The 20,875-nt window shown below is 68.8% G+C and carries 21 protein-coding genes; 5 read left to right on the forward strand and 16 right to left on the reverse strand.

Annotated features, from left to right (window positions below):
* Positions 1-204: 204 nt before the first annotated feature.
* Complete coding sequence (locus tag AC1RR5_RS09955) at positions 205-3,162, forward strand: TonB-dependent receptor (protein ID WP_492921213.1); 2,958 nt, start codon at positions 205-207, stop codon at positions 3,160-3,162.
* Here AC1RR5_RS09955 and AC1RR5_RS09960 read toward each other — a convergent pair.
* The 8 genes from AC1RR5_RS09960 to AC1RR5_RS09995 all read right to left on the reverse strand — a co-directional run bounded on the left by AC1RR5_RS09960 (position 3,159) and on the right by AC1RR5_RS09995 (position 9,465).
* Positions 3,159-4,175 (reverse strand): ATP-binding protein, encoded by a 1,017-nt coding sequence (locus AC1RR5_RS09960; RefSeq protein WP_492921214.1) that lies wholly within the window; start codon positions 4,173-4,175, stop codon positions 3,159-3,161. The two genes, AC1RR5_RS09955 and AC1RR5_RS09960, sit on opposite strands and share 4 nt — an antisense overlap.
* Positions 4,162-4,899: a response regulator transcription factor gene (locus AC1RR5_RS09965; protein WP_492921216.1), complete on the reverse strand. Its 738-nt coding sequence runs from the start codon at positions 4,897-4,899 to the stop codon at positions 4,162-4,164. Before AC1RR5_RS09965 ends, AC1RR5_RS09960 begins: the two co-directional genes overlap by 14 nt.
* A 99-nt stretch (positions 4,900-4,998) precedes the next feature.
* Positions 4,999-6,018 (reverse strand): FecR family protein, encoded by a 1,020-nt coding sequence (locus AC1RR5_RS09970; protein WP_492921218.1) that lies wholly within the window; start codon positions 6,016-6,018, stop codon positions 4,999-5,001.
* Positions 6,015-6,572: an RNA polymerase sigma factor gene (locus AC1RR5_RS09975; protein ID WP_492921339.1), complete on the reverse strand. Its 558-nt coding sequence runs from the start codon at positions 6,570-6,572 to the stop codon at positions 6,015-6,017. Before AC1RR5_RS09975 ends, AC1RR5_RS09970 begins: the two co-directional genes overlap by 4 nt.
* Positions 6,573-6,697: 125 nt before the next feature.
* Positions 6,698-7,537: an alpha/beta fold hydrolase gene (locus tag AC1RR5_RS09980; protein WP_492921340.1), complete on the reverse strand. Its 840-nt coding sequence runs from the start codon at positions 7,535-7,537 to the stop codon at positions 6,698-6,700.
* Positions 7,538-7,695: 158 nt separating this feature from the next.
* Positions 7,696-8,202: a helix-turn-helix domain-containing protein gene (locus AC1RR5_RS09985; RefSeq protein ID WP_492921220.1), complete on the reverse strand. Its 507-nt coding sequence runs from the start codon at positions 8,200-8,202 to the stop codon at positions 7,696-7,698.
* 231 nt (positions 8,203-8,433) lie between these two features.
* Complete coding sequence (locus tag AC1RR5_RS09990) at positions 8,434-8,844, reverse strand: hypothetical protein (RefSeq protein ID WP_492921222.1); 411 nt, start codon at positions 8,842-8,844, stop codon at positions 8,434-8,436.
* Positions 8,845-9,003: 159 nt separating this feature from the next.
* The gene (locus tag AC1RR5_RS09995) at positions 9,004-9,465 is read right to left on the reverse strand and encodes a carboxymuconolactone decarboxylase family protein (protein ID WP_492921223.1); all 462 of its coding nucleotides are present in this window, start codon (positions 9,463-9,465) and stop codon (positions 9,004-9,006) included.
* 314 nt (positions 9,466-9,779) lie between these two features.
* On the opposite strand from AC1RR5_RS09995, the gene AC1RR5_RS10000 reads away from it, so the two are divergent.
* Positions 9,780-10,535 (forward strand): SDR family oxidoreductase, encoded by a 756-nt coding sequence (locus AC1RR5_RS10000; protein WP_492921225.1) that lies wholly within the window; start codon positions 9,780-9,782, stop codon positions 10,533-10,535.
* Between the two features lie 39 nt (positions 10,536-10,574).
* Here AC1RR5_RS10000 and AC1RR5_RS10005 read toward each other — a convergent pair whose 3' ends face one another.
* The 5 genes from AC1RR5_RS10005 to AC1RR5_RS10025 all read right to left on the reverse strand — a co-directional run bounded on the left by AC1RR5_RS10005 (position 10,575) and on the right by AC1RR5_RS10025 (position 14,627).
* The gene (locus AC1RR5_RS10005) at positions 10,575-11,237 is read right to left on the reverse strand and encodes an HD domain-containing protein (RefSeq protein WP_492921227.1); all 663 of its coding nucleotides are present in this window, start codon (positions 11,235-11,237) and stop codon (positions 10,575-10,577) included.
* Positions 11,238-11,275: 38 nt separating this feature from the next.
* Positions 11,276-12,028, reverse strand: coding sequence for an SDR family oxidoreductase (locus AC1RR5_RS10010; protein WP_492921229.1), 753 nt, complete (start codon positions 12,026-12,028; stop codon positions 11,276-11,278).
* Positions 12,029-12,032: 4 nt separating this feature from the next.
* Entirely contained in the window at positions 12,033-12,818 is a 786-nt protein-coding gene (locus tag AC1RR5_RS10015) for an SDR family oxidoreductase (protein WP_492921231.1), read from the reverse strand.
* Positions 12,819-13,179: 361 nt separating this feature from the next.
* Positions 13,180-13,590, reverse strand: coding sequence for a DUF427 domain-containing protein (locus tag AC1RR5_RS10020; RefSeq protein WP_492921233.1), 411 nt, complete (start codon positions 13,588-13,590; stop codon positions 13,180-13,182).
* 107 nt (positions 13,591-13,697) lie between these two features.
* Positions 13,698-14,627 carry a LysR family transcriptional regulator gene (locus AC1RR5_RS10025; protein ID WP_492921235.1) on the reverse strand — a complete coding sequence of 310 codons (930 nt, stop codon included), beginning with the start codon at positions 14,625-14,627 and terminating at the stop codon, positions 13,698-13,700.
* 106 nt (positions 14,628-14,733) lie between these two features.
* On the opposite strand from AC1RR5_RS10025, the gene AC1RR5_RS10030 reads away from it, so the two are divergent.
* The 3 genes from AC1RR5_RS10030 (at position 14,734) to AC1RR5_RS10040 (ending at position 17,334) form a co-directional block, all read left to right on the forward strand.
* Positions 14,734-15,483 carry an SDR family NAD(P)-dependent oxidoreductase gene (locus AC1RR5_RS10030; RefSeq protein ID WP_492921237.1) on the forward strand — a complete coding sequence of 250 codons (750 nt, stop codon included), beginning with the start codon at positions 14,734-14,736 and terminating at the stop codon, positions 15,481-15,483.
* Between the two features lie 140 nt (positions 15,484-15,623).
* Complete coding sequence (locus AC1RR5_RS10035) at positions 15,624-16,424, forward strand: alpha/beta fold hydrolase (RefSeq protein ID WP_492921239.1); 801 nt, start codon at positions 15,624-15,626, stop codon at positions 16,422-16,424.
* Between the two features lie 13 nt (positions 16,425-16,437).
* Complete coding sequence (locus AC1RR5_RS10040) at positions 16,438-17,334, forward strand: hypothetical protein (protein ID WP_492921240.1); 897 nt, start codon at positions 16,438-16,440, stop codon at positions 17,332-17,334.
* 88 nt (positions 17,335-17,422) lie between these two features.
* Here AC1RR5_RS10040 and AC1RR5_RS10045 read toward each other — a convergent pair whose 3' ends face one another.
* The 3 genes from AC1RR5_RS10045 to AC1RR5_RS10055 form a co-directional block, all read right to left on the reverse strand.
* Positions 17,423-19,204, reverse strand: a complete 1,782-nt coding sequence (locus AC1RR5_RS10045) for an SLC13 family permease (RefSeq protein ID WP_492921241.1) — start codon at positions 19,202-19,204, stop codon at positions 17,423-17,425.
* Between the two features lie 135 nt (positions 19,205-19,339).
* On the reverse strand, positions 19,340-19,927 hold the full coding sequence (locus tag AC1RR5_RS10050) for an alpha-ketoglutarate-dependent dioxygenase AlkB (protein WP_492921242.1): 588 nt from the start codon (positions 19,925-19,927) through the stop codon (positions 19,340-19,342).
* Between the two features lie 192 nt (positions 19,928-20,119).
* Positions 20,120-20,848: a DUF7168 domain-containing protein gene (locus AC1RR5_RS10055; protein WP_492921243.1), complete on the reverse strand. Its 729-nt coding sequence runs from the start codon at positions 20,846-20,848 to the stop codon at positions 20,120-20,122.
* Positions 20,849-20,875: the final 27 nt, after the last annotated feature.

Consider the following 20,875-nt stretch of genomic DNA (forward strand, 5'->3'; position numbering starts at 1 on the left):
CCGGCAGTTGATCCCTTCTCCACGATCGCCGCATCAGTCGGGACGACAACAGAAGAGGTCTCTGCTAGCGAGGGCGCTCACCATAATTTTGAGGACTGTTCCTTGCGAAGTCTCGTCCTTCCGTTGCTGTTGGCGTCCTGCCTCGCGACCGGAGCGACGGCGGCGGTCGGGCCGACCGTGTCCTTGGACATCCGCGCGAGAGACATGCCTTCGGCGCTCGCCGACCTGGCGCGGCAGACGGGGATCGAATTGCTTTTCGATCGTGGTCTGGTGCGGGGGCTGGCGGCGCGTCCCGTTCGTGGCCGATTGTCCGGCGAGGCGGCGCTCTCCCAACTGCTGGCGGGCAGTGGCGTCGGCTACCGCAGAACGTCGGGCGGCGTCATCGTGCTCTTCGCGCTTCCCACGCTGCGGCCCGTCGAAAGGGGCGAGGGGCGCGACGACGGCGCGGTGGCCGAGCTGCTGGTGGTCGGACGCCGCACGCAGAACGCCGACATCCGCCGGACCGAGAACGACATCCAGCCCTACAAGGTCTTCGGTCAGGCCGAGATCGATACGGCCGCCCGCGCGACGATCGACGAGTTCCTTCGCGTCCGCGAGCCGGCCAACACCCAGGCGGGCTCCCTGGCCCTGGGCGGCGGCGAAAGTCGGTCGGCGATCAACCTTCGAGGCTTTGGCGAGACGTCGACGCTGGTCCTCGTGGACGGCCGGCGGATGCCCTTCGTGCCGTCATCGGGCGGCGACTTCAACCAGGCCGACATCAACGGCATTCCGCCGGGCGCGGTGGAGCGGGTCGAGGTGCTCACCAACACGGCGGGCGGCATTCACGGTCCCGGCGCCATCGGGGGCGTCGTCAATATCGTGCTGCGGCGAGACTATCGGGGCTTGGAATTGACGGCCCATGCGGGCGGAAGCGAGCGTGGCGACTCTCGGCAATTTCGCATGGAAGGGCGGCTAGGCTTCACGCCCGACCATGGCGACACCGACGTCATGCTTTTCGTCTCCCATGGCGAGGCCGCGCCGCTCGAGACGGGGCGCAGGAACTATGTCGACAGCGCCGGTCGCCTGCGTTTCGCCAACAATCCCACGGCTTACGCCGTCTCCCTTCCCGTTCGAGACGGGGTCTCGGTCGCCAGTCTCGAAGGGAACCTGACCCTCGACCCGGATCGCGGCGGCGCGGCGCTGGGCGGGACCTTCACCTTCCTGCCCCTGGGCTTCAGCGGGACCAGCGCCAACGCCAACGCGCTGCTCGTGGCCAACGCCGGCAAGATCCCGGCGGACCTGGCCGACGACCTCTCGGGCAAGCGCGGCTACATCGCGACGGCGGGCCACATCACGTCGGGCCTGGTCAACATCCGCCGCCGGTTGGGGGCGAGCGCCGAGGTCTATCTCGACGGTTTCTATCTGAGGAATACCGGGCGATGGGCCGGCACCGAGTTCGACAGCACCTTCCTGCTGTCGGCCGACGCGCCGGGCAATCCCTTCGCCCAGGCTATCGCCCTCAGCTTCCCGATGGGCGCGTTGGGTGACGAAACCTCGTATGCGATCGCGACCAGCCGCTGGAGCGCCGGGACGATCGTCGCGCTACCGAGCGGCTGGAAGGCGTCGGCCGACTACACGGTCGGGCGGAGCCTGTACCGTAGCAAGGCTAGGCGCGCGAACGCCGGGCTCCTGATAGCGGTCGGCACTGCGAAGCCGGGTCCCAATGGCGAACCGCCCGTGGCGCCGTTTGGAGACTGGGCGGCCCTGGTCGCGGCGCTGCCAGCCTATTCGATGCCCACCGAGGAGAGGCTGTATCTCGACGGCCGCCTGCTCGACGCGTCGATACGCCTGTCCGGACCTCTGCTGAAGCTCCCGTCCGGGCCGCTTACAGCTACGGTGCTCTTCGAGGACCGTGAAGATCGCGTCGCCACCTCCAAGACCGAGCTTTACGGACGGTCGCTTGACCTGCCTGCCCGGAGCCAACGCGTTCGCTCCGGCTATGTCGAGCTTCGGGCGCCGCTGGGCGCGGCCGACGCCAGCAATCTCCTGCTGCGCGGCCTGGAAGCGCAGCTCGCCGTGCGGCACGACCGTTTGGTCCACGACGGTGACCTGCAGATCATTTCGTTGGGCAGTAGCCAGGGCCGTTTCTCGGTCCGCCACACCACCACGATGTTCACGGCCGGCGCGCGCCTCCTGCCGACCCCTCGGCTCATGTTGCGGGCAAGTCTGGCGACCGGCGAGCGACCGCCGACGCTGGCGGACTTCGCGGGCATCAGCGGTTTCAGGCTGCCCGGCGCCGAGGCAGTGCTAGATCCGCGCAGGTCTGGCCGGGCGCTCGGAAGCGAAGGGACCTGGAAGATCCTCCAGGGGGGCTCGACCCGTATCGGTTCCGCGGAAGCCACCAGCTTCTCGGTCGGCGCGGTGCTGAATCCCGATGGCCGTGGCGGACCCCGTCTCTCCATCGACTACGCCCGGACCACGGTCTCGCGTGAGCCGGCGCGCTTCCTGCTGGGCCCGGCCGAGCTGCTGGCGGCCGAAGCGCGGTACCCCGAGCGGGTCATCCGCGCCCCGGTCACGGAGGCGGACAAGGCGGATGGCCTTGTCGTCGGCCGGGTGACGGCGCTCGACATGACGCTGATCAACGCCGGCCGCACGGAGGTCGAGACCGTGGATGTCCAGGTCGACTGGCGAGCGCCGCCACTGCGCATCGGCGATCTGCGCGTCTATGGCGCGTTCACCTGGGAGCCGACGTTCGCCAAGCGTGGGGCCCCTGGCGCGCCGACGATCGACAAGGTCGGCTACGTGGACGGGCCCCTGGAATGGCGTGGCAACGGCGGGGTGGAGTGGGCGCGCGGTCCCCTGACCATCGACCTCAACGCGCAATACTACGCCAGTTACAGGGTGGCCGCCGCCGACCCCGCTTCGGTCGGCAATTCCGAGCTCATCCGCGACCAGGGCGCCGAGCGCGTGCCCGCGCAGCTCTATGTCGACCTCAGCCTGCGCCGGCGGTTCATCGCGCCGTTTGGGCTGGACCCGCTGCGGTCGCTGGAGGCTCGCCTGTCGGTCCAGAACCTCTTCGATCGAAGTCCGCCGATCGTGGCCACGCCGACCAATCTGGGCTTCAGCGCCTATGGCGACCCGCGCCGACGGTGGATCACGGCTTCGCTGACCGCGCGGTTCTAAGGCCGGGACGCGGCGGGCAGGACGACGTCGAAGCGGGCGCCGCCGCCGGGGGCGTTCGAGGCGCGGATCGAGCCGTGGTGGGCCTCGACGATCGTACGACAGATGGCCAGGCCCAGGCCCATGCCGTCGGGCTTGGTCGTAAAGGCGCGCGTGAAGATCCGATCGAGGTGCTGGGGCGGCACGCCGGGACCGGTGTCCTTCACCGAAAGGCGGACTCCGTCGCCGCCGATCGCGGTGCTGACGCTCACCCGGCGGCGTCGGACCGCCGATTGATCGATCGCCTGCACGGCGTTCAGGAGCAGGTTGAAGACGACCTGCTGCAGCTGGATCCGGTCGCCGCGCACGAGGGGCGGGGCGTCGACCAAGGCAAGGTCAATGCCGATCCGGCGGTCCCCAGCGTCGTGTCGAACCAGCTCGCAGGTCTCGGCGACCACGGCGTTGACGTCCAGCGCGCCGTGCGCCTTGCGACCGTCTCCGGCTCTGCGATGGCTTTGCAGGAGATCGCTGGCCCGGCGGGCGTTGGCGCTGATGCGAGCCAGCAGCGGGAGGACCTTGTCCACGCGCGGCGTGGCGCGGTCGAGCCATCGCACGGAGGCGTCGGCATTGGTGGCGATGGCCGAAAGCGGCTGCCGGATTTCATGGGCGATGGACGCCATCAGGGCGTCGCCGCGCAATCGGTCCGTGACGTCGATCATCAGCACCAGGATCGATCCGGACGGTTTCGTGGACGACGGGAACGTCACGTGCATCAGCACGTCGAGCGCGGCGCCGTCGAACCGGCGGATGGTGATGTCCTCGACGTGCTCTCCGCGCCCGGCCAGACGCGCGGCGGCGATCCGACTGGGCGCCTCCGGCGTCGCCGCGAACAGGTGGTCTGCCGGACCCAGTAGCGCGTCGGGATTGTCGCTTCCGAACAGCGCGGCCGCGCGCGGATTGGCGTCGATGACGCGATCCGGGGCCTGTCCGTCCAGCGTCAGCAGGGCGTACGGCGCCGAGAGGTCAAGCCGGCTCATGGCCGACTTCCCGCTGGGCGTCGGCCGGCAGCGACTGCCAGGCGCGGACCAGATCGGCGACCGACCGGGCGCCCATCTTCCGCATGACGCTGCTGCGATGGAGCTTGACCGTCACCTCGCTGATCCCGAGATCGAAGGCGATGCACTTGTTGAGACGGCCCTGGGCGACCGCTTCCAGGACCTGTCGTTCGCGCGGCGTCAGCGTGGCGTAGAGCTCGAGCGCGTGACGCCTGGAGAGGTTTTCGGCCCGCTGCCGGACGTCCGCCGCGAGGGCCAGGGCGACGGCGTCGAGCAAGGTCTGATCGCGCACGGGCTTGGTGAGAAAGTCCGTGGCGCCCGCCTTCATGGCCTTGGCGGTCATCGGGATGTCGCCGTGGCCGGTGAGGAAGATGATCGGCTTGCTGTCGCCGCGCGCGATCAGCTGTTCCTGGAACGCCAGGCCGCTGAGGCCGGGCATGCGCACATCGAGGATCAGGCAGCCAGGCGCGTCGAGCAGGTCGGTCTCGAGAAGCCGGTTGGCCGCCCCGAAGCCGACTGCGGCGATGCCGACCGACTCCAGGAGTTCGCAGAGCGACGCCCTGACCTCGTCGTCGTCGTCGACCACCAGGACGACCGGAGCGCTGCCCGTGTCGTTCAGCGGGGCGTCGGCGCGCGACGGGAACGGGTCCGCCGCGACCGGGACCGATCGGGTGCGATAGGCGTCGATCTTGAGCAGTGCTGGCATTTGAAGGCCCTCCTGCCACCAAGAACGCAGCCTTTCGCCGACCTCATACCAAGCGCCGAGATTTTTCTTGAGAAGGCCTCTCGTGGCCCGTTGCTTCCGCTAGCGGGAGGCTATGTCGGCGCCGCCGTCGTCGCGAGTCCGCACCCGCACCCGGTAGACTTCGGCCAGCGACTGGGCGAAGCGGGTAGGATCGCCCGCGCGGTACTGGCCGCTGACCGGCAGCACGGCCGCGGCCGGGTCGACGACCTTGGCGGAGGGGCCACCGTAGCGGTTGACCTCGGCGACGGCGGCGGCCAGGGGCGTTTCGGAGAACTCGAGAAGCCGGGTCCGCCAGGACAGGGCCCCTGTCAGGTCCACGCGCGTGACCGCGTCGGCCTGGCCCGGCGCCGAGACGAGTTGCTGGCCGGGCGTCGAGAGCTTGATGTCGTCCCGGCCGCGAACGGCCGATACGGCGACAGCGCCCTTGGCGAGGGTGACCGTCATGGCCTGATCATCCAGCCGCACGTCGAACTCGGTGCCCAGGTCGGTGATCGTCCGCGTCCGCGCCGCCACGGTGAAGGGGCGCTGCGTGTCGTGGACGACGCTGAAATAGGCCTGTCCGCGCAGCAGACGCACAGCGCGGCTACCTGCTCGATAGTCGACGGCGATCGCGGAGTTGGCGTTCAGCGTGACGCGGCTGCCGTCCGGCAGCGCGAAACTGTTCGGGGTCTCGGCGGCGGCGACGGCGAAGGTCGGCGCCGCGTTGGTCGGGGGACCGGGCTGCGTTGGCGTGGGTGTGATGCGCGACGACAGGGGGAGCCAAGCCAGTCCGACCGCGACGACTACGGCCGCCGCCATCGCGGCTAGTGTGGCGACGAGGGGACGACGATCGGGCCGCGCCTGGAGGGCGTCGCGCCGCAGAGCCGCGAACAGCGGATCATCGCTGGGGGCGCTGCCCGTGGTCTGCCAAATCGAGGCCGCGTGCGCCCAGGCTCGCGCATTGTCGGGCGCGCCGTCGCGCCAGGCGATGAACTGGGGATCGCGTTCGACGTCCTGGCCGGCGTCACGGCGAAGCAGCCACAGGGCGGCGGCGTCTTCGGGAGCGGTGGCCTGGTCCGCCTGGGCAAAGGGATGGCTCATCGTTCGTCCCTCGTTCGCGCCAGGATGTGGCGAACCGCTTTGAGCATGTGCTTGTCCACCGCGCCGGGCGAGACCCCCAGCCGTCGGGCGATCTCGGGGGCGGAAAGGCCTTCTATCCGGCGCAGGACGAACACCCGGCGCGTTCGCTCCGGCAGTTCGAGCAGCGCCACGCCGATGGCCTCCAGGGTTTCCAGCCCGATCAGCGTCCGTTCGGGGCCGGGCGCTTCGCCGGCATGGACCTCTGGCTCGAAGGGAACGTGACGGTCGGCCTGGCGGACCTTGCGACGTCGGGCCCGATCCATCAGCACGCTGGAGGCCGTCTTGAAGACGTAGCCCTCCAGCTTCTCGAGCTCGCCGGCGTCGCCGCGTCGCACGATACGCAGGAAGACCTCCTGCACCAGATCGTCCACCTCGCTGGCGTCTCGCACCCGCCGCTGGAAATAGCGCGCAAGCGCGTTTCGCAGGGATACGGCTTGGCCCGCCAGGACTTGGTCGGTCTCTGGATCGAGGAGGCTGATGGGCAGGTTCTCCCTGTCGCGCCTCAGGCGACGCACCTGCAAGGCGGCTTCACCATGCGCTGACCCGCGATTCATCGCAATTCCTCGTGCGGTCCGGTTGCCGAGAGCTCCGGAGCGAAGGAAGCGCCTCCTCGGAGAGGCGCTTCCCGGCCCAGGTCGCGTCAGCCCTTGAAGAAGGCCAGCAGGTCCGGATTGATGATCTCGGGATGGGTCGTGGCCATGCCATGCGGCAGGCCCTTGTAGACCTTCAGCGAGCCCTTCTTCAGCAGCTTGATCCCCAGCAGGGCCGCATCGGCGATCGGGACGATCTGGTCGTCGTCGCCGTGCATCAGCAGCACCGGCGCATCGATCGTCTTGAGGTCGTTGGTGAAGTCGGTCGCCGAGAAGGCGGCGATGCAGTCGTATTGCGCCTTGGCGCCGCCCATCATGGCCTGCCGCCACCAGTTGTCGACCACCACCGGGCGGACCTTCGCGCCGGGGCGGTTGAAGCCGTAGAACGGGCCGCCGGCCAGGTCGCGATAGAACTCGCCGCGGTTGGCGGCCAGGGCGTCGCGCAGGCCGTCGAACACCTCGACCGGCAAGCCGCCCGGATTGCCCGCCGTCTTGACCATGATCGGCGGCACCGCGCCGATCAGCACCAGCTTGGCCACGCGACCGGCGCCGCCGTATCGCGCCACGTAGCGGGCAGCCTCGCCGCCGCCCGTCGAATGGCCGACGTGGATGGCGTTCTTCAGGCCCAGATGGTCGGTCACCGCGGACAGGTCGGCGGCGTAGGTGTCCATCTCGTTGCCGGTGTCGGTCTGGGTCGAGCGCCCGTGACCGCGACGGTCATGGGCGATCACGCGATATCCCTGGGCCAGGAAGAACAGCATCTGGTTGTCCCAGTCGTCCGCCGTCAGCGGCCAGCCGTGGTGGAACACGATCGGCTGGGCGGTCTTGGGCCCCCAGTCCTTGTAGAAGATCTGGACGCCATCCTTGGTGGTGACGAAGCTGCTGCCCATGGTGCTGGTTCCTGACGTGGTCTGCGGGGAGGGGGTCTTGGCCCGGGCGGATCCGGGCGAGGGAAGGCCGGCCGCCACGGTCGCGGCAGTCAGGCCCAGGCTCGCGACGACGAGGCGGCGCGAAGCGTTCTGGTTCGACGGGGTCATGGGATGTCCCTTCAGTTGGAGGCGGCGCGGTTGCGGCGGCGCCAGTCGGACGGGGTCGCCTCGAGCTCCTGGCGAAAGGTCCGCGAGAAGTGGGCCTGGTCGGCGAAGCCGCAGATCAGCGCGATCTCGCCGAGCGGCGTGGCCGTGTCGCGCAGCAGCGCTTGAGCGCGCTCGATCCGGTGGCGCAGCACCAGTTGGCGCGGCGTTAGGCCCGTAGTGTTCTTGCAGGCTCGCGCGAAGTGGTTGCAGCTGAGCTGGACCTGAGAGGCCAGGGTCTCCAGGCTCAGCGTCCGGTCCAGATTCTCCGCGATGAAACGTTCGATCTTTCTCGCGCGCCAGAGGGGGAGCTGGGCGCCCGGGGGCAGGGGGCGACGGCGGTCCGCGCTCGGATCGGGCTCGCCTTCGGCCGGATGGGCGCCGAGATCCGCGAAGGTCCGCAGCAGCTGATCGACCGTGGAGGCCGCGGCGTCGTCGCGTGGCCGATCCGTTGGCATGGAGGTCGCCGAATAGAGGGGCATGGGGTTGTCTCCGCGGAGGCGCTGTTGATGACCAGACGCTAGAGGGCGGCGAGCGGCAGCCCCATCCGTCCCTTGGTCTGAGCGGGATGGGCGTAGGTTTGGCGACCCTATGCGGCGGTATAGGTCGTGCGGGGGTTAGGCGTGCCGCGCGCTGGAACGGCGCCGCCCGGAACGCAAAACCGCCGCGCCCCATGGAGCGCGGCGGAACTGGCCGGGGTCGTGAGAAGGGAGCTAGGACGCGCCGTCGATCCCCCTCTGCTGGAACGCCCAGATCGTCAGTCCCCAGCCCAGCAGGGCGGGCAGGGTCACGGCGGGGAAGTCGCGGCCGATGGCCGAGGCCGAGCAGATGCCGACGGCCACCTCCCAGAAATGGAACAGCGCGTGGGCGGAAAGCCAGATCGTCGGCGCCGCCCAGGTGAACAGCCGCAAGCGAGGCTTGCACGCCCCGGTCAGGAAGCCGGCGCCGATGAACAGGAAGACGATGCCGATGTCGCGGATGAAGTGCTGGTTGTACGCCCCGGTCGTCGTCACGCCAGGCACGGCGAAATACCAGCCCTCGGGCGAGGCCAACATGAAGGCTCCGTTGGCGAGGGCGGCGAGGCCCAGCACCACGGCGAGACCGATGAGGAAAGACTTCAGCATGGCGGTTCCCTGCGAAAGATGAGGCGAAAAGGGTCACGCCCCGGCTCGTGGTGACGAGCCGGGGCGCAGCGGAGCGGCGTCGCGCCTTCGGGGGGAGGGATCGGCGCGCCGTCTCCGCGCGGCCGAAGCGAGGCGGGGTCGCTTCGGCGGGCTGGGGGGTTAGGCGGCCGCGACGGCGGGCTGGACGGGGTGAACGGCGCGAGCGGCCACCTGCAGGCGGTTCCAGGTGTTGATCTGGCCGATCATCACCGACAGGGTCGCGATCTCGACCTCGTTGAACTGGCTCTGGACCAGCGCGTAGTCGGCGTCCGACGCGCCGGTCTTGGCGATCCGAGTCAGGGATTCGGTCCAGGCCAGGGCTGCGCGCTCGCGGTCGGTGAACAGCGGGGACTCGCGCCAGGTGTCCAGCAAGAACAGGCGCATGTCGGTCTCGCCGTGCGCCTTGGCGTCGGTGACGTGCATGTGGACGCAGAAGGCGCAGCCGTTGATCTGCGAGGCGCGGATCTTCACCAGCTCGGCGAGGCTGTGCTCGATGCTGGTGGCGCCCAGGGCCTTCTCGACCGCGATCAGGGCGGTGGTGAGATCCGGGACGATTTTGAACGGGGCGAAGCGCGGGGTCATGTGGGATCCTTCGGTGAAGTTGAAGTGATCCGACCTTGCCGGGCCGGCGGGGGCGCCGGCCATCGTCCGGCCGGTGGATGCGGCTACGCCCTTCCGATAGGCCGCCCCTGTCCTCGGGATAGTCCGGCCTCGCCACGCCCGCGCCCAGGTCCAGGCCGGGGTTAGGTTTGGCCGCCGGACGTGGCGGTATGGATAGCGTTCCATGCGCCAAGAGGCGCGCGATACCTCCCTTGTTCGAACCGTCGGAGAGGTCCGAGGACTTGCCCCAGGCGTTGCGCCCCAAGGCTCTCCGTCAACCCTCAAGGAGACCTGCAATGAAGATCGTCGTCATCGGTGGAACTGGCCTCATCGGGTCGAAGACCGTCGCCAACCTGACCCGCATGGGCCATGAGGCGATCGCCGCCGCGCCCAACACCGGGGTCAACACCCTGACCGGCGAAGGCCTGGCCCAGGCGCTGGCCGGCGCCGACGTCGTGGTCGACGTCGCCAACTCGCCGTCGTTCGAGGATGACGCGGCCATGGCGTTCTTTCAGACGGCGGGGCGCAATCTCCTGGCCGCCGAGCAGATGGCCGGCGTCAAGCACCACATCGCCCTGTCGGTGGTGGGGACCGAACGCCTGCAGGCCAGCGGCTATTTCCGTGCCAAGCTGGCGCAGGAGGCCCTGATCAAGGCCTCCTCGACGCCCTACACGATCCTGCGGTCGACCCAGTTCTTCCAGTTCGTCGGCGGCATCGTCCATTCCGCGGCCGTGGGCGAAGCCATCCGCCTGCCACCGGTCCAGATCCAACCGATCGCGGCCGACGACGTCGCCGCCGTTCTCGCCCGCGTGGTGGTGGGCGCGCCGGTCAATGGCACGATCGAAGTGGCTGGACCCGAAAGCTTCCGCCTGGACGTCTTCGCCGAGCAGTACCTGGACGCCCAGCAGGATCCCCGCGACGTCGTCGCCGACCCCGAGGCGCTCTATTTCGGCGCGCGCCTGGAAGAGCGTTCGCTGACGCCTGGCGCCGATCCGATCCTGGGCGAGACCACCTTCGAGGCCTGGCTCAACGAGTCCATGGCCGCCGACTAGCGGTCCCGACGGCGCGGGAGGCCCAGCGGCCGCCCGCGCCTATTCGGCGAAGGGGCCGTCCGCGATCACGTCGACCCAGGACGGAGCCTTGTAGCCAGGCACCAGCCGTTCGCCGAAATCGCGGATGAAGTTGGCGTAGGTGGTCTCGGGCCTGGTCCGGGCGATGTGGCAGACGCAGGCGGTGAACTGGCGCTTCATGTCCAGCCGGGGCGCGGCGGCGATGGCCAGGGTCATGGTCGGGGCGCCCAGAAGGTCGTTGTCCGGCGTCCCGAAGTCGGCGCCGACACCGCGCGCGCAGAGCGCCACTTCCGGCTCCTTGAACATGGCGATCGAAGGCGTGCCGTGCAGGGCGATGCTGTCCCAGACCAGCTGGGCGCGGTGGTCGTCGAAGCCCTGTTCGCGCACGAAGGCCCTGGCGGCGCCGGCGCCCTCGACCTCGAAGCGGTTGGGTCCCGAGACATGCTCGGTCAGGCCCAGGTCGTGCAGCAGGGTCGAGACGGCCAGGACCTCGGCGTCATGCGCCACGCCCTCCAGCGCCGCGAGCCGCGCGGCGAACATCCACGAGCGGGCGGCGTGGTTGAACAGGAAGGCGGGACTGCGATCGCGGGCATGGTGGAAGGCCCGGCTGATCAGGGGCGATTGGGGAAGGCCCGGGAACAGTGTCCGCAGTTGGCCCTCGGTGGCAGGCGGGGCGTCGGTCATGGCGATGATCCTTGCGGGAAGGGAGGAGAGCGGCGCGTCTAGCGGCCGGTCCGCGTCCGCAGCCAGCTGTCGAACTCGGTGTGTCCGAACCGCGGGACAGCGCCCGCGATCAGGGTCTGGTCGTCGAGCCGGGCGCCGAAGTAGCGCGCGTCCGGATCGGCCGTGACGCGCCGGGCGTCGCCGCGCGCCGCGAGATACAGACGGGCCAGATCGTCCAGCCGGAACGGGTCGGGACCGGCCACCTCGAGGGTGTCGTTGGCCGGCGCGCGATCGGCGATGTCGGCCAGGGCCGCCGCGGCGTCGTGGGCGGCGATGAACTGGACCCGCGCCGGCGGCAGGCGGATCTCGTCACCCCGCGCGCCGTCCTCAACGACGGCGTCCAGGAACTCGAAGAACTGGGTGGAGCGGACGATCGTGTAGGGCACGCTGGCCGCCTTGATCTGGGCCTCCTGCGCAAGCTTGGCGCGGAAGTAGCCGCTGTCCGGCAGGCGCTCGGAGCCGACGATCGACAGGGCCACATAGTGGCGCACTTCGGTGGCGGCCGCGGCAGCCAGGATGTTGCGGCTGGAGGTCTCGAAGAACCGCAGGGCCGTCGCCTCGTCATAGGTCGACGGATTGACGACGTCGATGACGGCGTCGGCGCCGACGAAGGCCTCTTCCAGCCCCTGGCCGGTGATGACGTCGACGCCCGTCCTGCGCGACGCGGACGTGACTTGATGGCCCAGGCGCGTGAGGATCTCGACGACCTTGGATCCAACGACCCCCGCGCCGCCTGTGACAACGATTTTCATGGGATCAGCCCTTCCGGTTTGCGTGACGAGTAGCGGCGGACGGCGCCTGCAGGCTCTGGCGCAGCCAGTCCGAGAAGCGGGTCGGGGCGATGCGTGGGCGGTCGCCCGGCAGCAGGGACCGCTCGTCCAGCTCGGCGCCGAAATAGCGGGCGTGGATGTCGGCGGTCACCCGGCGGGGGTCCTCGTAGGCGGTGAGCACCTGGCTCGCCAGATCGTCCAGGCGCTGGCGCTCGGGTCCAGCGACCTCGACGGTGTCGTTCAGGGGCGCGCCCAGGACGAGGTCGGCCAGGGTCTCGGCGACGTCGTCTGCGGCGATCGGCTGGACGGGCGCTGGCGAGATGACCACGTCACGCGTCGTGCCGTCCTGGACGACACCGGTGATGAACTCGAAGAACTGCGTCGACCGCAGGATCGTGAAGGGAAGCCCGGAAGCCTTGACCAGGTCTTCCTGGATCTTCTTGGCCTGGAAGTAGCCGCTGGACTGCAGGCGATCGACGCCGACGATCGACAGGACCAGGTGGTGTCCGACCCCCGCCGCGCGCGCCGCGGCGAGCAGATTGCGGCCCGAGGTCTGGAAGAATGCCTTGGCGTCCGACCCCTCCAGCGACGGCGACTGGGTGACGTCGACGACCGCCGTCGCGCCTTCCAGCGCGCGCGCCAGTCCGACTTCCGTCAGGGTGTCGACGCCGAAGGACGGCGAGGCCTCCAGGACGCGATAGTCGTCCTGACGAAGATTATAGACGAGCCTGCCGCCGATACGGCCGCTGCCGCCCACCACAACGATCTTCATGTGTGTCGCCCTCGGCGTGATCCAAAATCCAGGATCGGCAGGCTAGGGCTGGGGGCGGGGATGGGTCGATTGGCTGCGAGGGCCAGGGCGGGCTATCCCACCGTATAGGTCATCACCGACGTTTGGCCGGGGTGCACGACGCCAGCGGCGCAGGGGCGCGCCGCGGCGTCGTGCGGGGTTGAGCCGGACAGGTAGGATGCTCGCCTGCCACTTCGTTGGCCGCAGGATGAAATCGGAAAAAATCCTGCGTTCATCATCCCTGTCGCGTCCGATTAACACGGCTGCGACGGCGTTATTAGAAAGTCGGTCGGCCTAAACGGAACTGTACTTAGGTGTAGTCAGCGCAAGGCGCTCGGTGCGCCTATCCCTCGACGACGACGCCCTCGTCATCGATACCGGTCTCGGCCGCGGACTGTCCGTCGACCTGGAATTCGACGTGCTCGGCCCGGAAGGCGATGCGCCCGGCGATGTCGGCGAAAGGCGCGTTGGGCGTCTCGTACGACCAGGCCACGTTGTCGACGATGTGCTGGTCCCGATAGATCGTGAAGTGCCGCGCGTCGCCCTTGTCGGCGTTGCGGGTGACCTTGTCGGTCTGGTGCAGGAACGCCATGAACACGTCCTTGCGCGGGAAGTACCGCACGGGAGGCCGGCCCGCCTCGCGCACGACGACCACGTCATCGCTGTCGGCGATGTCGTGGCCCTCGAACAGCGCACGGACGCGCATGGGCTCGCGCGTGATCTCGAAGGTCTGATTGGACGGGGGAGGGGTCATGTCGATCGCGCCTGGCTTGAGGAAATGGTTCCTCTCCAGGGCTAGGGGACTTGGCCGCGCGTCGAAACTGTACGGAGGGCGAGCGGCCAGCGCGGCAAAGGTCTGGTTCAGGCTGGACCAAGGTCTAGGGCGAGATCGCTGGACGCCCGCGCCAGAGCCTCCGCTTGTTCGGCCACGAAGTCGGCGAAGAGGCGTGCGCGAAGGGGCTGAAGGCGCCCGAAGGCGTGGAGGATCTGCAGCGGCACCGTTGGGAGGGGCGCGTCGGGCATGACGACCTCCAGCCGGCCGGCCCGCAGGTCTTCGTCCACGGTCCAGCGCAGCAACTGGGCGATCCCCACGCCATTGATCGCCGCGGCTCTCAGGGCGAAGCCGGAATCGCAATCGAGAGCGCCCTCCGGCGACAGCATCGCGCCGCTTGCGAAGGTGATCGGGAAGGGCCTGCCGTCCAGGCGATAACGAACGTGGCGCGCGGCGCCGAGCGCCTCGAGCGTTTCGGGCCGGCCATGCTGGTCCAGGTGGTCCGGAGAAGCGACCAGGACCAGCGGCGCCAGGCCCAGCGCGCGCACGGTCAGGGCGCTGTCGTCCACCGCGCCGGCCCTCAAGGCCAGGTCGTAGCCTTCGCGGATCAGGTCGACACGACGGTCGGTCATGTGCAGTTCCAGATGGATCCGCGGGTGTCGCTTCAGGAAGATCCGCGTCAGGGGATCCATGAGCAGGCGACCGAGGTCTGTCGGCAAGGAAACCCGAAGCCGACCTTGGGCGACGGCGGCGCTCTGGACGACGTCCTGGGCCTCGCCGAGGGCCCGCAGCAGCGGCATGACGCGCTCGAAATAGGCCGCGCCCTCCAGGGTCAGGTTCAGCGTGCGGGTCGAGCGCGTGAACAGGACCACGCCCAGTCGCCGCTCCAGTCGGGCCACGCTCTTGGACACCGACGACGGGGTCGTGCCCGCCAGGCGCGCGGCGGCGCTAAAGGAGCCGGTCTCGACCGTGTTGATGAAGGCCGTCAGCCCTGCGGCGTTGTCGAGGAGGTCGGTCATCTGTTCCGTAATGGAATGAGTGATGTGCCAATGCGCCGACTTATTTGAATTTTCGTCAAGGCTATCTGGAGGGCTTCATCAACACGTCTTCGGAGCCCGTAGCCCCATGGATACTCTCATCAACAAGGTCGCGGTGATCACCGGCGGCAACAGCGGCATCGGCCTGGAGACGGCCAAGCTGTTCGTGCGGGAGGGCGCGTCGGTCATTATCACCGGACGCCGCGCGGACGTCGTCGACGCAGCGGTCGCCGAGATCGGGGCCCGAGCCGTCGGCCTGGCCGGCGACGTCGCCGACCCGGCGCACCAGGACGCCGTGGCCGAGCTGGCGCGGACGCGCTTCGGCGGCGTGGACATCTACATGGCCAATGCCGGCGTCAACACGATCACGCCCTCGTCGCGGGTTTCGGAAGCCGAGTACGACGCCCAGTTCGCGACCAACGCGCGGGCGGTGTTCTTCGGCGTCCAGACGATCGCGCCGCTGCTGCGCGACAACGGCGCGATCATCCTGACCAGCTCGATCGCCAGCGACAAGGTGCTGGACGGCCACGCGGTCTATGCCGGGTCGAAGGCGGCCCTGGGCGCCTTCGCGCGCAGCTGGGCGCTGGAGTTCAAGGCGCGCGGCATCCGCGTGAACCTCCTGAGCCCCGGCCCGACCGACACCGCCATCCTCGACAAGCTGGGCATTCCGGCGTCGGAGCGCGGGGCCTTCGAAAGCGCGGTGGCCAGCGGCATCCCGCTGGGCCGCCTGGGTCGACCGGAGGAGCTGGCGCGCGCGGCGCTCTTCCTGGCCTCCGACGCCAGCAGCTTCGTCACCGGCGTCAACCTCAAGGTCGATGGCGGCATGAGCCTGCTCTAGCACCTCGCGGGCCCCCGCCCCGGGAGGGGCTGGCCTAGACCTTCGACGAGGTCAGCCAGACCCTTCCGCGAGGTAGGCGCGGGGCGGGCGGGTCCGCAGTCTTGGCGCACAGGCCGCTCCTGGCCGCCACGGAGACACTCATGCGCAAGATCCTTTCCGGCCTTTCCCTGACCGCGCTGTCCCTGGCCGCCGCGCTGAGCCTGGCGAACCCGGCGGCGGCCCAGGCCGCGCCGCCCCGCGAAAAGCCGACGATCGTGCTCGTGCACGGCGCCTTCGCCGACTCCTCCGGCTGGAACGGGGTGGTGACGCGGCTGACCCGGGACGGCTATCGGGTGGTGGCCGCGGCCAACGCCCTGCGCGCCCTAGGCTCGGACGCCCAGACGGTGTCGGCCCTCGTCAAGTCGATCCCCGGTCCGGTCATCCTGGTCGGCCATTCCTACGGCGGCGAGGTGATCACCGAAGCCGCCAATGACGCCACCAACGTTCAGGCGCTGGTCTATGTCGCCGGCTTCCTGCCCGAGGCGGGCGAGTCGGCCCTTTTCCTCTCCGGAAAGTTCCCGGGCGGCACGCTGGCCACGGCGCTCGCGCCGGTGACCCTGCCCGACGGGGACGAGGACTTCTACATCCAGCCCGCCAAGTTCCGCGATCAGTTCGCCGCCGATGTGCCCGCCGCCACGGCGGCGCTGATGGCCGCAACCCAGCGGCCGGTGACGGGGCGAGCCCTGTCCGACATGGCCTCCGCGCCGTCATGGAAACGCCTGCCGTCCTACGTGATCTACGGCTCGGCAGATCGCAACATCCCGGCGCAGACCCAGCGGTTCATGGCCGAGCGGGCGGGCGCGCGAAAGACCGTCGCGGTCGAAGGGGCGTCCCACGCCTTGATGGTCTCCCATCCCGATGCGGTCACGACGCTGATCGAAGACGCCGCCTCGGGCCGCTGAATTGGAGATCGCCATGAACGTCCTTCCCACGCGCATTCTGCTGCAGACCACGATACCCACCGTGTCGGACGACTGGTCCATCGCGCGCTTTGGCCTGTTGCGCGATCTGCTGGTCGGCGCGGTCGACGGCGAAGGGCGGCCGCTATACGCGGTGGAGGCGCGGGATCGGGGGCCGATAGGCGTTCCCGATCCCGTTCTCTCCAGGCTGGATGACAGCGACTTCGATCAGCTCTGGCTGTTCGCGGTCGATGTCGGCAATGGCCTTACGACCGAGGATTGCGAGGCGATTTCCCGGTTCCGCGCCGGCGGCGGCGCCCTGATGGTCGCGCGGGACCATATGGATCTGGGCTCGTCCGTCTGCACGCTGGGCGGCGTTGGCCTGGCGCATCGCTTCCACAGCAAGAACCTCGAGCCCGACCAAAGCCGCCATATCCGTGACGACGAGGAGACGCAGGCCATCTCCTGGCCGAACTACCGGTCGGGGGCCAACGGCGACTATCAGGTCATCCAGGTGGTGGAGCCGACGCACCCGATCCTCTTCTCCCCGTCGTCTCCCACCGGCGTTCTGCGCTACCTGCCCGCCCATCCGCACGAGGGCGCGGTGATCGTCCCCGATGGCGCGAAGGCGCGTGTCGTCGCGATGGGCAGGAGCCTGGCCACGGACCGGAACTTCAATCTCGCCGTGGCCTTCGAGCGCGGCGACGAGGGCGGCCCCGCGATCCTGCAGAGCACCTTCCACCACTTCGCCGACTACAATTGGGATCTGTCGCGGGGATGCCCGAGCTTCGTCTCCGAGCGCCCGGGCGACGGCATGATCCGTGAGCCCCAGGCTCTAGCGGACACGCACCGCTACGCGCTGAACGTGGCGGCGTGGCTCGGTAGGCGACGGACTGGGCAGGAGGGGGCCTAACCCCATTCGTGCTATCGACGCCGCTCGCGGTAAGTTGCGGGTCTAGTTTTCGCGGCGTGCGAATGTCCGCTCACGGCGCCGCACATCCTTAGGCGTGGAACGGCCAGACCCAAGCGATCAGCCACGGCGCGATCAGCAGGATCAGCGCGCTGAGTGGCGCACCTAGCCTGGCATAGTCGCCAAACCGGTACCCGCCCGGTCCCAACACCAGCGTGTTGCACTGGTGGCCGACGGGCGTGAGGAAGTCGCAGCCTGCTCCGACCGCCACGGCCATCAGGAACGGATCCGGCGACAGACCCAGACGCTGGGCCACGCCCATGCCGATCGGGGCGGCGATCAGCACGGTGGCGGCGTTGTTGAGGAACGGCGTGGCGGCCATGGCCACGGCCATCATCGCCGTCAGGGTGGCGATGGGCGGCAGGCCGTGGAAGGCGCCCGACAGCCAGGCCGAGATCAGGTCGGCGCCGCCGGTCTTCTGCACCGTGTCGCTGACTGGTATCAGCGCCGCGACCAGCACCAGCACCGGCGCCTCCAAGGCTGCATAGGCCTCACGCATCCGCAGCGCTCCGGTCGCAACCACCAGCACCGCCGCGCCGAAGAAGCCGGCCGCGACTGGGATGACGCCGGTGGCCACAAGTCCCATAGCCACCGCCAGGATCACCACCGGTAACAAGGCGTGGCGCACGCCGCCTAGCCTTACCTCGCGCTCGGCAAGGGGCAGCAGGCCCAGGGCCTTGAGCGCGGCGGGCAGCGACTGCTCGGCGCCCTGCAGCACCAGAATGTCGCCGCCTCGGAGCCGGATAGTCGCCAACCGCCCGGCCATGCGGTGACCGCTGCGGCTGACGCCCAGCAGATTGACGCCATGGCTATGGCTGAGGGTGACGCTGCGGGCCGACTGACCGATCAAGTCGCTCTCACCGCCGATCACCGCCTCGACCACACGAATTTCCTCGGTCGGTTCGTTCATGGCCACCGGCCGGTCGGCGTCACGCAGGCGCAGCTTGGCCGCGACGATCAGCTGATTGAGCTCCTGCTGCTCGCCCTCCAGCAGCAACACGTCGCCGACGTGGATCTTGAGATTGGCGTGCGGGGCCTCGATCCGCTTGCGGCCCCGCAGGATCGCAACCACCGAAACCGCGCCCTCGGCGGCTTTCTTCAGAGCGCCGACACTGCCGGTCTGGAAGCTCCAGCTTTCGGGGACCTCGACCTCGGTGACATAGGCCTTGGCCGCCAGGGCCGCGTCGACATCGATCGCGGCTTGGCGCTCGCGCGGCAGTAGCCGATAGGCGAAGGTCAGATAGGCGATGGCGATCACGGTCAGAATGCCGCCGACCGGGAAGAAGTCGAACATCTTGAAAGGTTGGCCCAACGCCTCCTGGCGAACCTCCGAGACGATGATGTTGGGCGAGGTGCCGACCAGTACGGCCAAACCGCCGACCAACGAGCCGAAGGCCATGGGCATCAACAAGCGGCCGGGCGGCACGCCGGTGCGGTGGGCGATCTGCAAGGCGCTGGGCATCATCAGGGCCAGGGCCCCGACGTTCTTGGTGGCCATCGACAGGACGGCGGTCGTCCCGGCCAGAACGGGGACCTGGGTACGCTCGTCCTTCAACTTGGGCAGCAGCGGGGCCATGAGGAGGTCGACGATGCCAGAGCGCGCGACGGCGGCGCTCAGCACCAGGGCGCTGGCGATGATGACGACGATGTCGTTGGCGAAGCCCTCGAAGGCCGCCTTCACCGGGATCAACCCCATGGCCATGCCTAAGGCCAGAGCCCCCAAGGCGATCAGATCATAGCGCCATCGTCCCCAGACGAAGGCGACGATGGTCGCGGCAATGAGACCGAAGGCTAGGCCCTGGTGAAGTGTCACTTGATGAAATTCCCCGAAGCCGTGCTTGTTGGGGTAACTCGCCGCGACGGTGCAGGTTCACGCTGTTGCATGTTGCTGCAGTGCCGAGAGGAACGTCGGCCCAAGACGCCCAGAGCTCGCTGAAGAGGCGGAGGCTCACCGATCCTGCCTCACGGTTCGGAAAGTCACCGAGTATCTGAGGGCTTCCAGCGGCGGGATGCTGTGCTGCCAGTCGCTACGAGACGGGCCGGCCATCAGATAGGCCGACCGGGGTTGGGCTTGGATGGTCGCTCGGTCCCAGCGGTCGCCGGCCCTGCGACGGAGCCGGAAAGCGCAGGGCGAGAGCAGTGAGACGCCGGCGACGGCCACGGCCGGCGGACGGTCGCGATGCCAGCCGATCCCCGCGCCGGGAGCATATTCGGTGACTAGGGCGTGACGAAAACTGTCCACGGCCAACCCCGTGAAGCCGGCGACCTTGTCGAGCAACGGACGCAGGAGGTCGGGGATCGGCTCGCCCGTCTCGACCATGTGGCCGCGATCATCGCGGCGCCAGCCGAAGCTGGCCACGCGACGGTTACCCAGATAGCCCAGGTGCTCGTAGGGCTGAAAATCCAGATCCTGGAAGCGCGCCACAAGATCACGCTCTTCGTTCCTATCGATCAAGTCGGGCTGGTAGGCGAAGCCTTCCGGTAGCGACGGCTTAGGCGAGCGCGACGCCTCGAAAAGGCTGAGCTGCAAACTCATGTCTTCGGCGCCTCGACTTGCCTTACCGCGCAACACCGTGACCAGGGCATGCCGGCCTGCTCGACAGCGCGGCGATAGACGCGCGGCGGCGTCTCCGCAGACGCGGCGCGTCCGGGCCGGGGGGAGGAGGGCATGTCAGGGTCCTTGATGTTCCCTTATTGTTCTCAATAAGGTTTGAGAGTCAATCGACGCTCACGGTCGCCATGGGGGTTCTCGTCCCCTGGGATTGATAGCCAAGGACGCGCCCGCGGCGCCGCCGGCGTCGTATGCGTCTGTCGACACCATCCGGGTAGCGCGGCGCACGGTCTCCAGCTTCAGATCGAGTCTCCTGAGTTCGGCGTCAACGACCGCTGACTTGAGAACAACAAGATGACGCCCGGCGTCGTTGTTCGCCTGGTCTCGCCCGACCTTCATTGCGGTCAGTTTTTCCGCGATGGACGTGACCATGCCCAGGGTGAAGGATGCGTTCGCCATGTGTCGGTCCTGGTGCCGAAACCGTTGGTAGCTGGCGCTGGTCTTGTAGCGGCCAAGCTCGGACCGCACGGCGCTGTCGATCAGCTCTGTCAGGTAGTGCGCGGCTTCGATATCGGCGCGGAGACCGAAGAAGACGTATCGCGGATCGCCCGTAGGGGTTTTCTCGCGCCAAACCCGACAGTCGCAGAAGGTCGCGACGGCGCCGATACAGTCCTCCAGCGGTATGCGCTTGTTATGGCGGGTGTCGTATTCGCGCCGCTCGCATGGCGCTTCACGGATTTCGACGTCAGTCAGCGATAGGTCGTAACGATCGAGCAATGCCGCGACCTTGGCGGCAGCCGACAAGGCTTCGGCTTCGGTGCAGCCGTTGTCCGTCGTCTTGGCGCGAAGTCCCTGGATGCGTGTCTTGAGCTTTTCAAGGGCGGCGAGATCGGGATTTACGTTCACGGATGCGTCCCGAAAAGTCGACTTTAG

It is taken from the genome of Caulobacter sp. GW821-FHT11E11, assembly GCF_058808315.1.

What these genes read in the sequence shown, in the direction of transcription:
- AC1RR5_RS10015 (WP_492921231.1), bottom strand. Translation starts at nt 12,818, where the DNA reads ATGAAGATCGTTGTGGTGGGCGGCAGCGGCCGTATCGGCGGCAGGCTC.
- AC1RR5_RS09995 (WP_492921223.1), bottom strand. Translation starts at nt 9,465, where the DNA reads ATGACCCCGCGCTTCGCCCCGTTCAAAATCGTCCCGGATCTCACCACC.
- AC1RR5_RS09955 (WP_492921213.1), top strand. Translation starts at nt 205, where the DNA reads ATGCCTTCGGCGCTCGCCGACCTGGCGCGGCAGACGGGGATCGAATTG.
- AC1RR5_RS10040 (WP_492921240.1), top strand. Translation starts at nt 16,438, where the DNA reads ATGAACGTCCTTCCCACGCGCATTCTGCTGCAGACCACGATACCCACC.
- AC1RR5_RS10005 (WP_492921227.1), bottom strand. Translation starts at nt 11,237, where the DNA reads ATGACCGACGCCCCGCCTGCCACCGAGGGCCAACTGCGGACACTGTTC.
- AC1RR5_RS10035 (WP_492921239.1), top strand. Translation starts at nt 15,624, where the DNA reads ATGCGCAAGATCCTTTCCGGCCTTTCCCTGACCGCGCTGTCCCTGGCC.
- AC1RR5_RS09965 (WP_492921216.1), bottom strand. Translation starts at nt 4,899, where the DNA reads ATGCCAGCACTGCTCAAGATCGACGCCTATCGCACCCGATCGGTCCCG.
- AC1RR5_RS10025 (WP_492921235.1), bottom strand. Translation starts at nt 14,627, where the DNA reads ATGACCGACCTCCTCGACAACGCCGCAGGGCTGACGGCCTTCATCAAC.
- AC1RR5_RS09960 (WP_492921214.1), bottom strand. Translation starts at nt 4,175, where the DNA reads ATGAGCCGGCTTGACCTCTCGGCGCCGTACGCCCTGCTGACGCTGGAC.
- AC1RR5_RS10030 (WP_492921237.1), top strand. Translation starts at nt 14,734, where the DNA reads ATGGATACTCTCATCAACAAGGTCGCGGTGATCACCGGCGGCAACAGC.
- AC1RR5_RS09990 (WP_492921222.1), bottom strand. Translation starts at nt 8,844, where the DNA reads ATGCTGAAGTCTTTCCTCATCGGTCTCGCCGTGGTGCTGGGCCTCGCC.
- AC1RR5_RS10010 (WP_492921229.1), bottom strand. Translation starts at nt 12,028, where the DNA reads ATGAAAATCGTTGTCACAGGCGGCGCGGGGGTCGTTGGATCCAAGGTC.
- AC1RR5_RS09970 (WP_492921218.1), bottom strand. Translation starts at nt 6,018, where the DNA reads ATGAGCCATCCCTTTGCCCAGGCGGACCAGGCCACCGCTCCCGAAGAC.
- AC1RR5_RS10050 (WP_492921242.1), bottom strand. Translation starts at nt 19,927, where the DNA reads ATGAGTTTGCAGCTCAGCCTTTTCGAGGCGTCGCGCTCGCCTAAGCCG.
- AC1RR5_RS10020 (WP_492921233.1), bottom strand. Translation starts at nt 13,590, where the DNA reads ATGACCCCTCCCCCGTCCAATCAGACCTTCGAGATCACGCGCGAGCCC.
- AC1RR5_RS10000 (WP_492921225.1), top strand. Translation starts at nt 9,780, where the DNA reads ATGAAGATCGTCGTCATCGGTGGAACTGGCCTCATCGGGTCGAAGACC.
- AC1RR5_RS09980 (WP_492921340.1), bottom strand. Translation starts at nt 7,537, where the DNA reads ATGGGCAGCAGCTTCGTCACCACCAAGGATGGCGTCCAGATCTTCTAC.
- AC1RR5_RS09985 (WP_492921220.1), bottom strand. Translation starts at nt 8,202, where the DNA reads ATGCCCCTCTATTCGGCGACCTCCATGCCAACGGATCGGCCACGCGAC.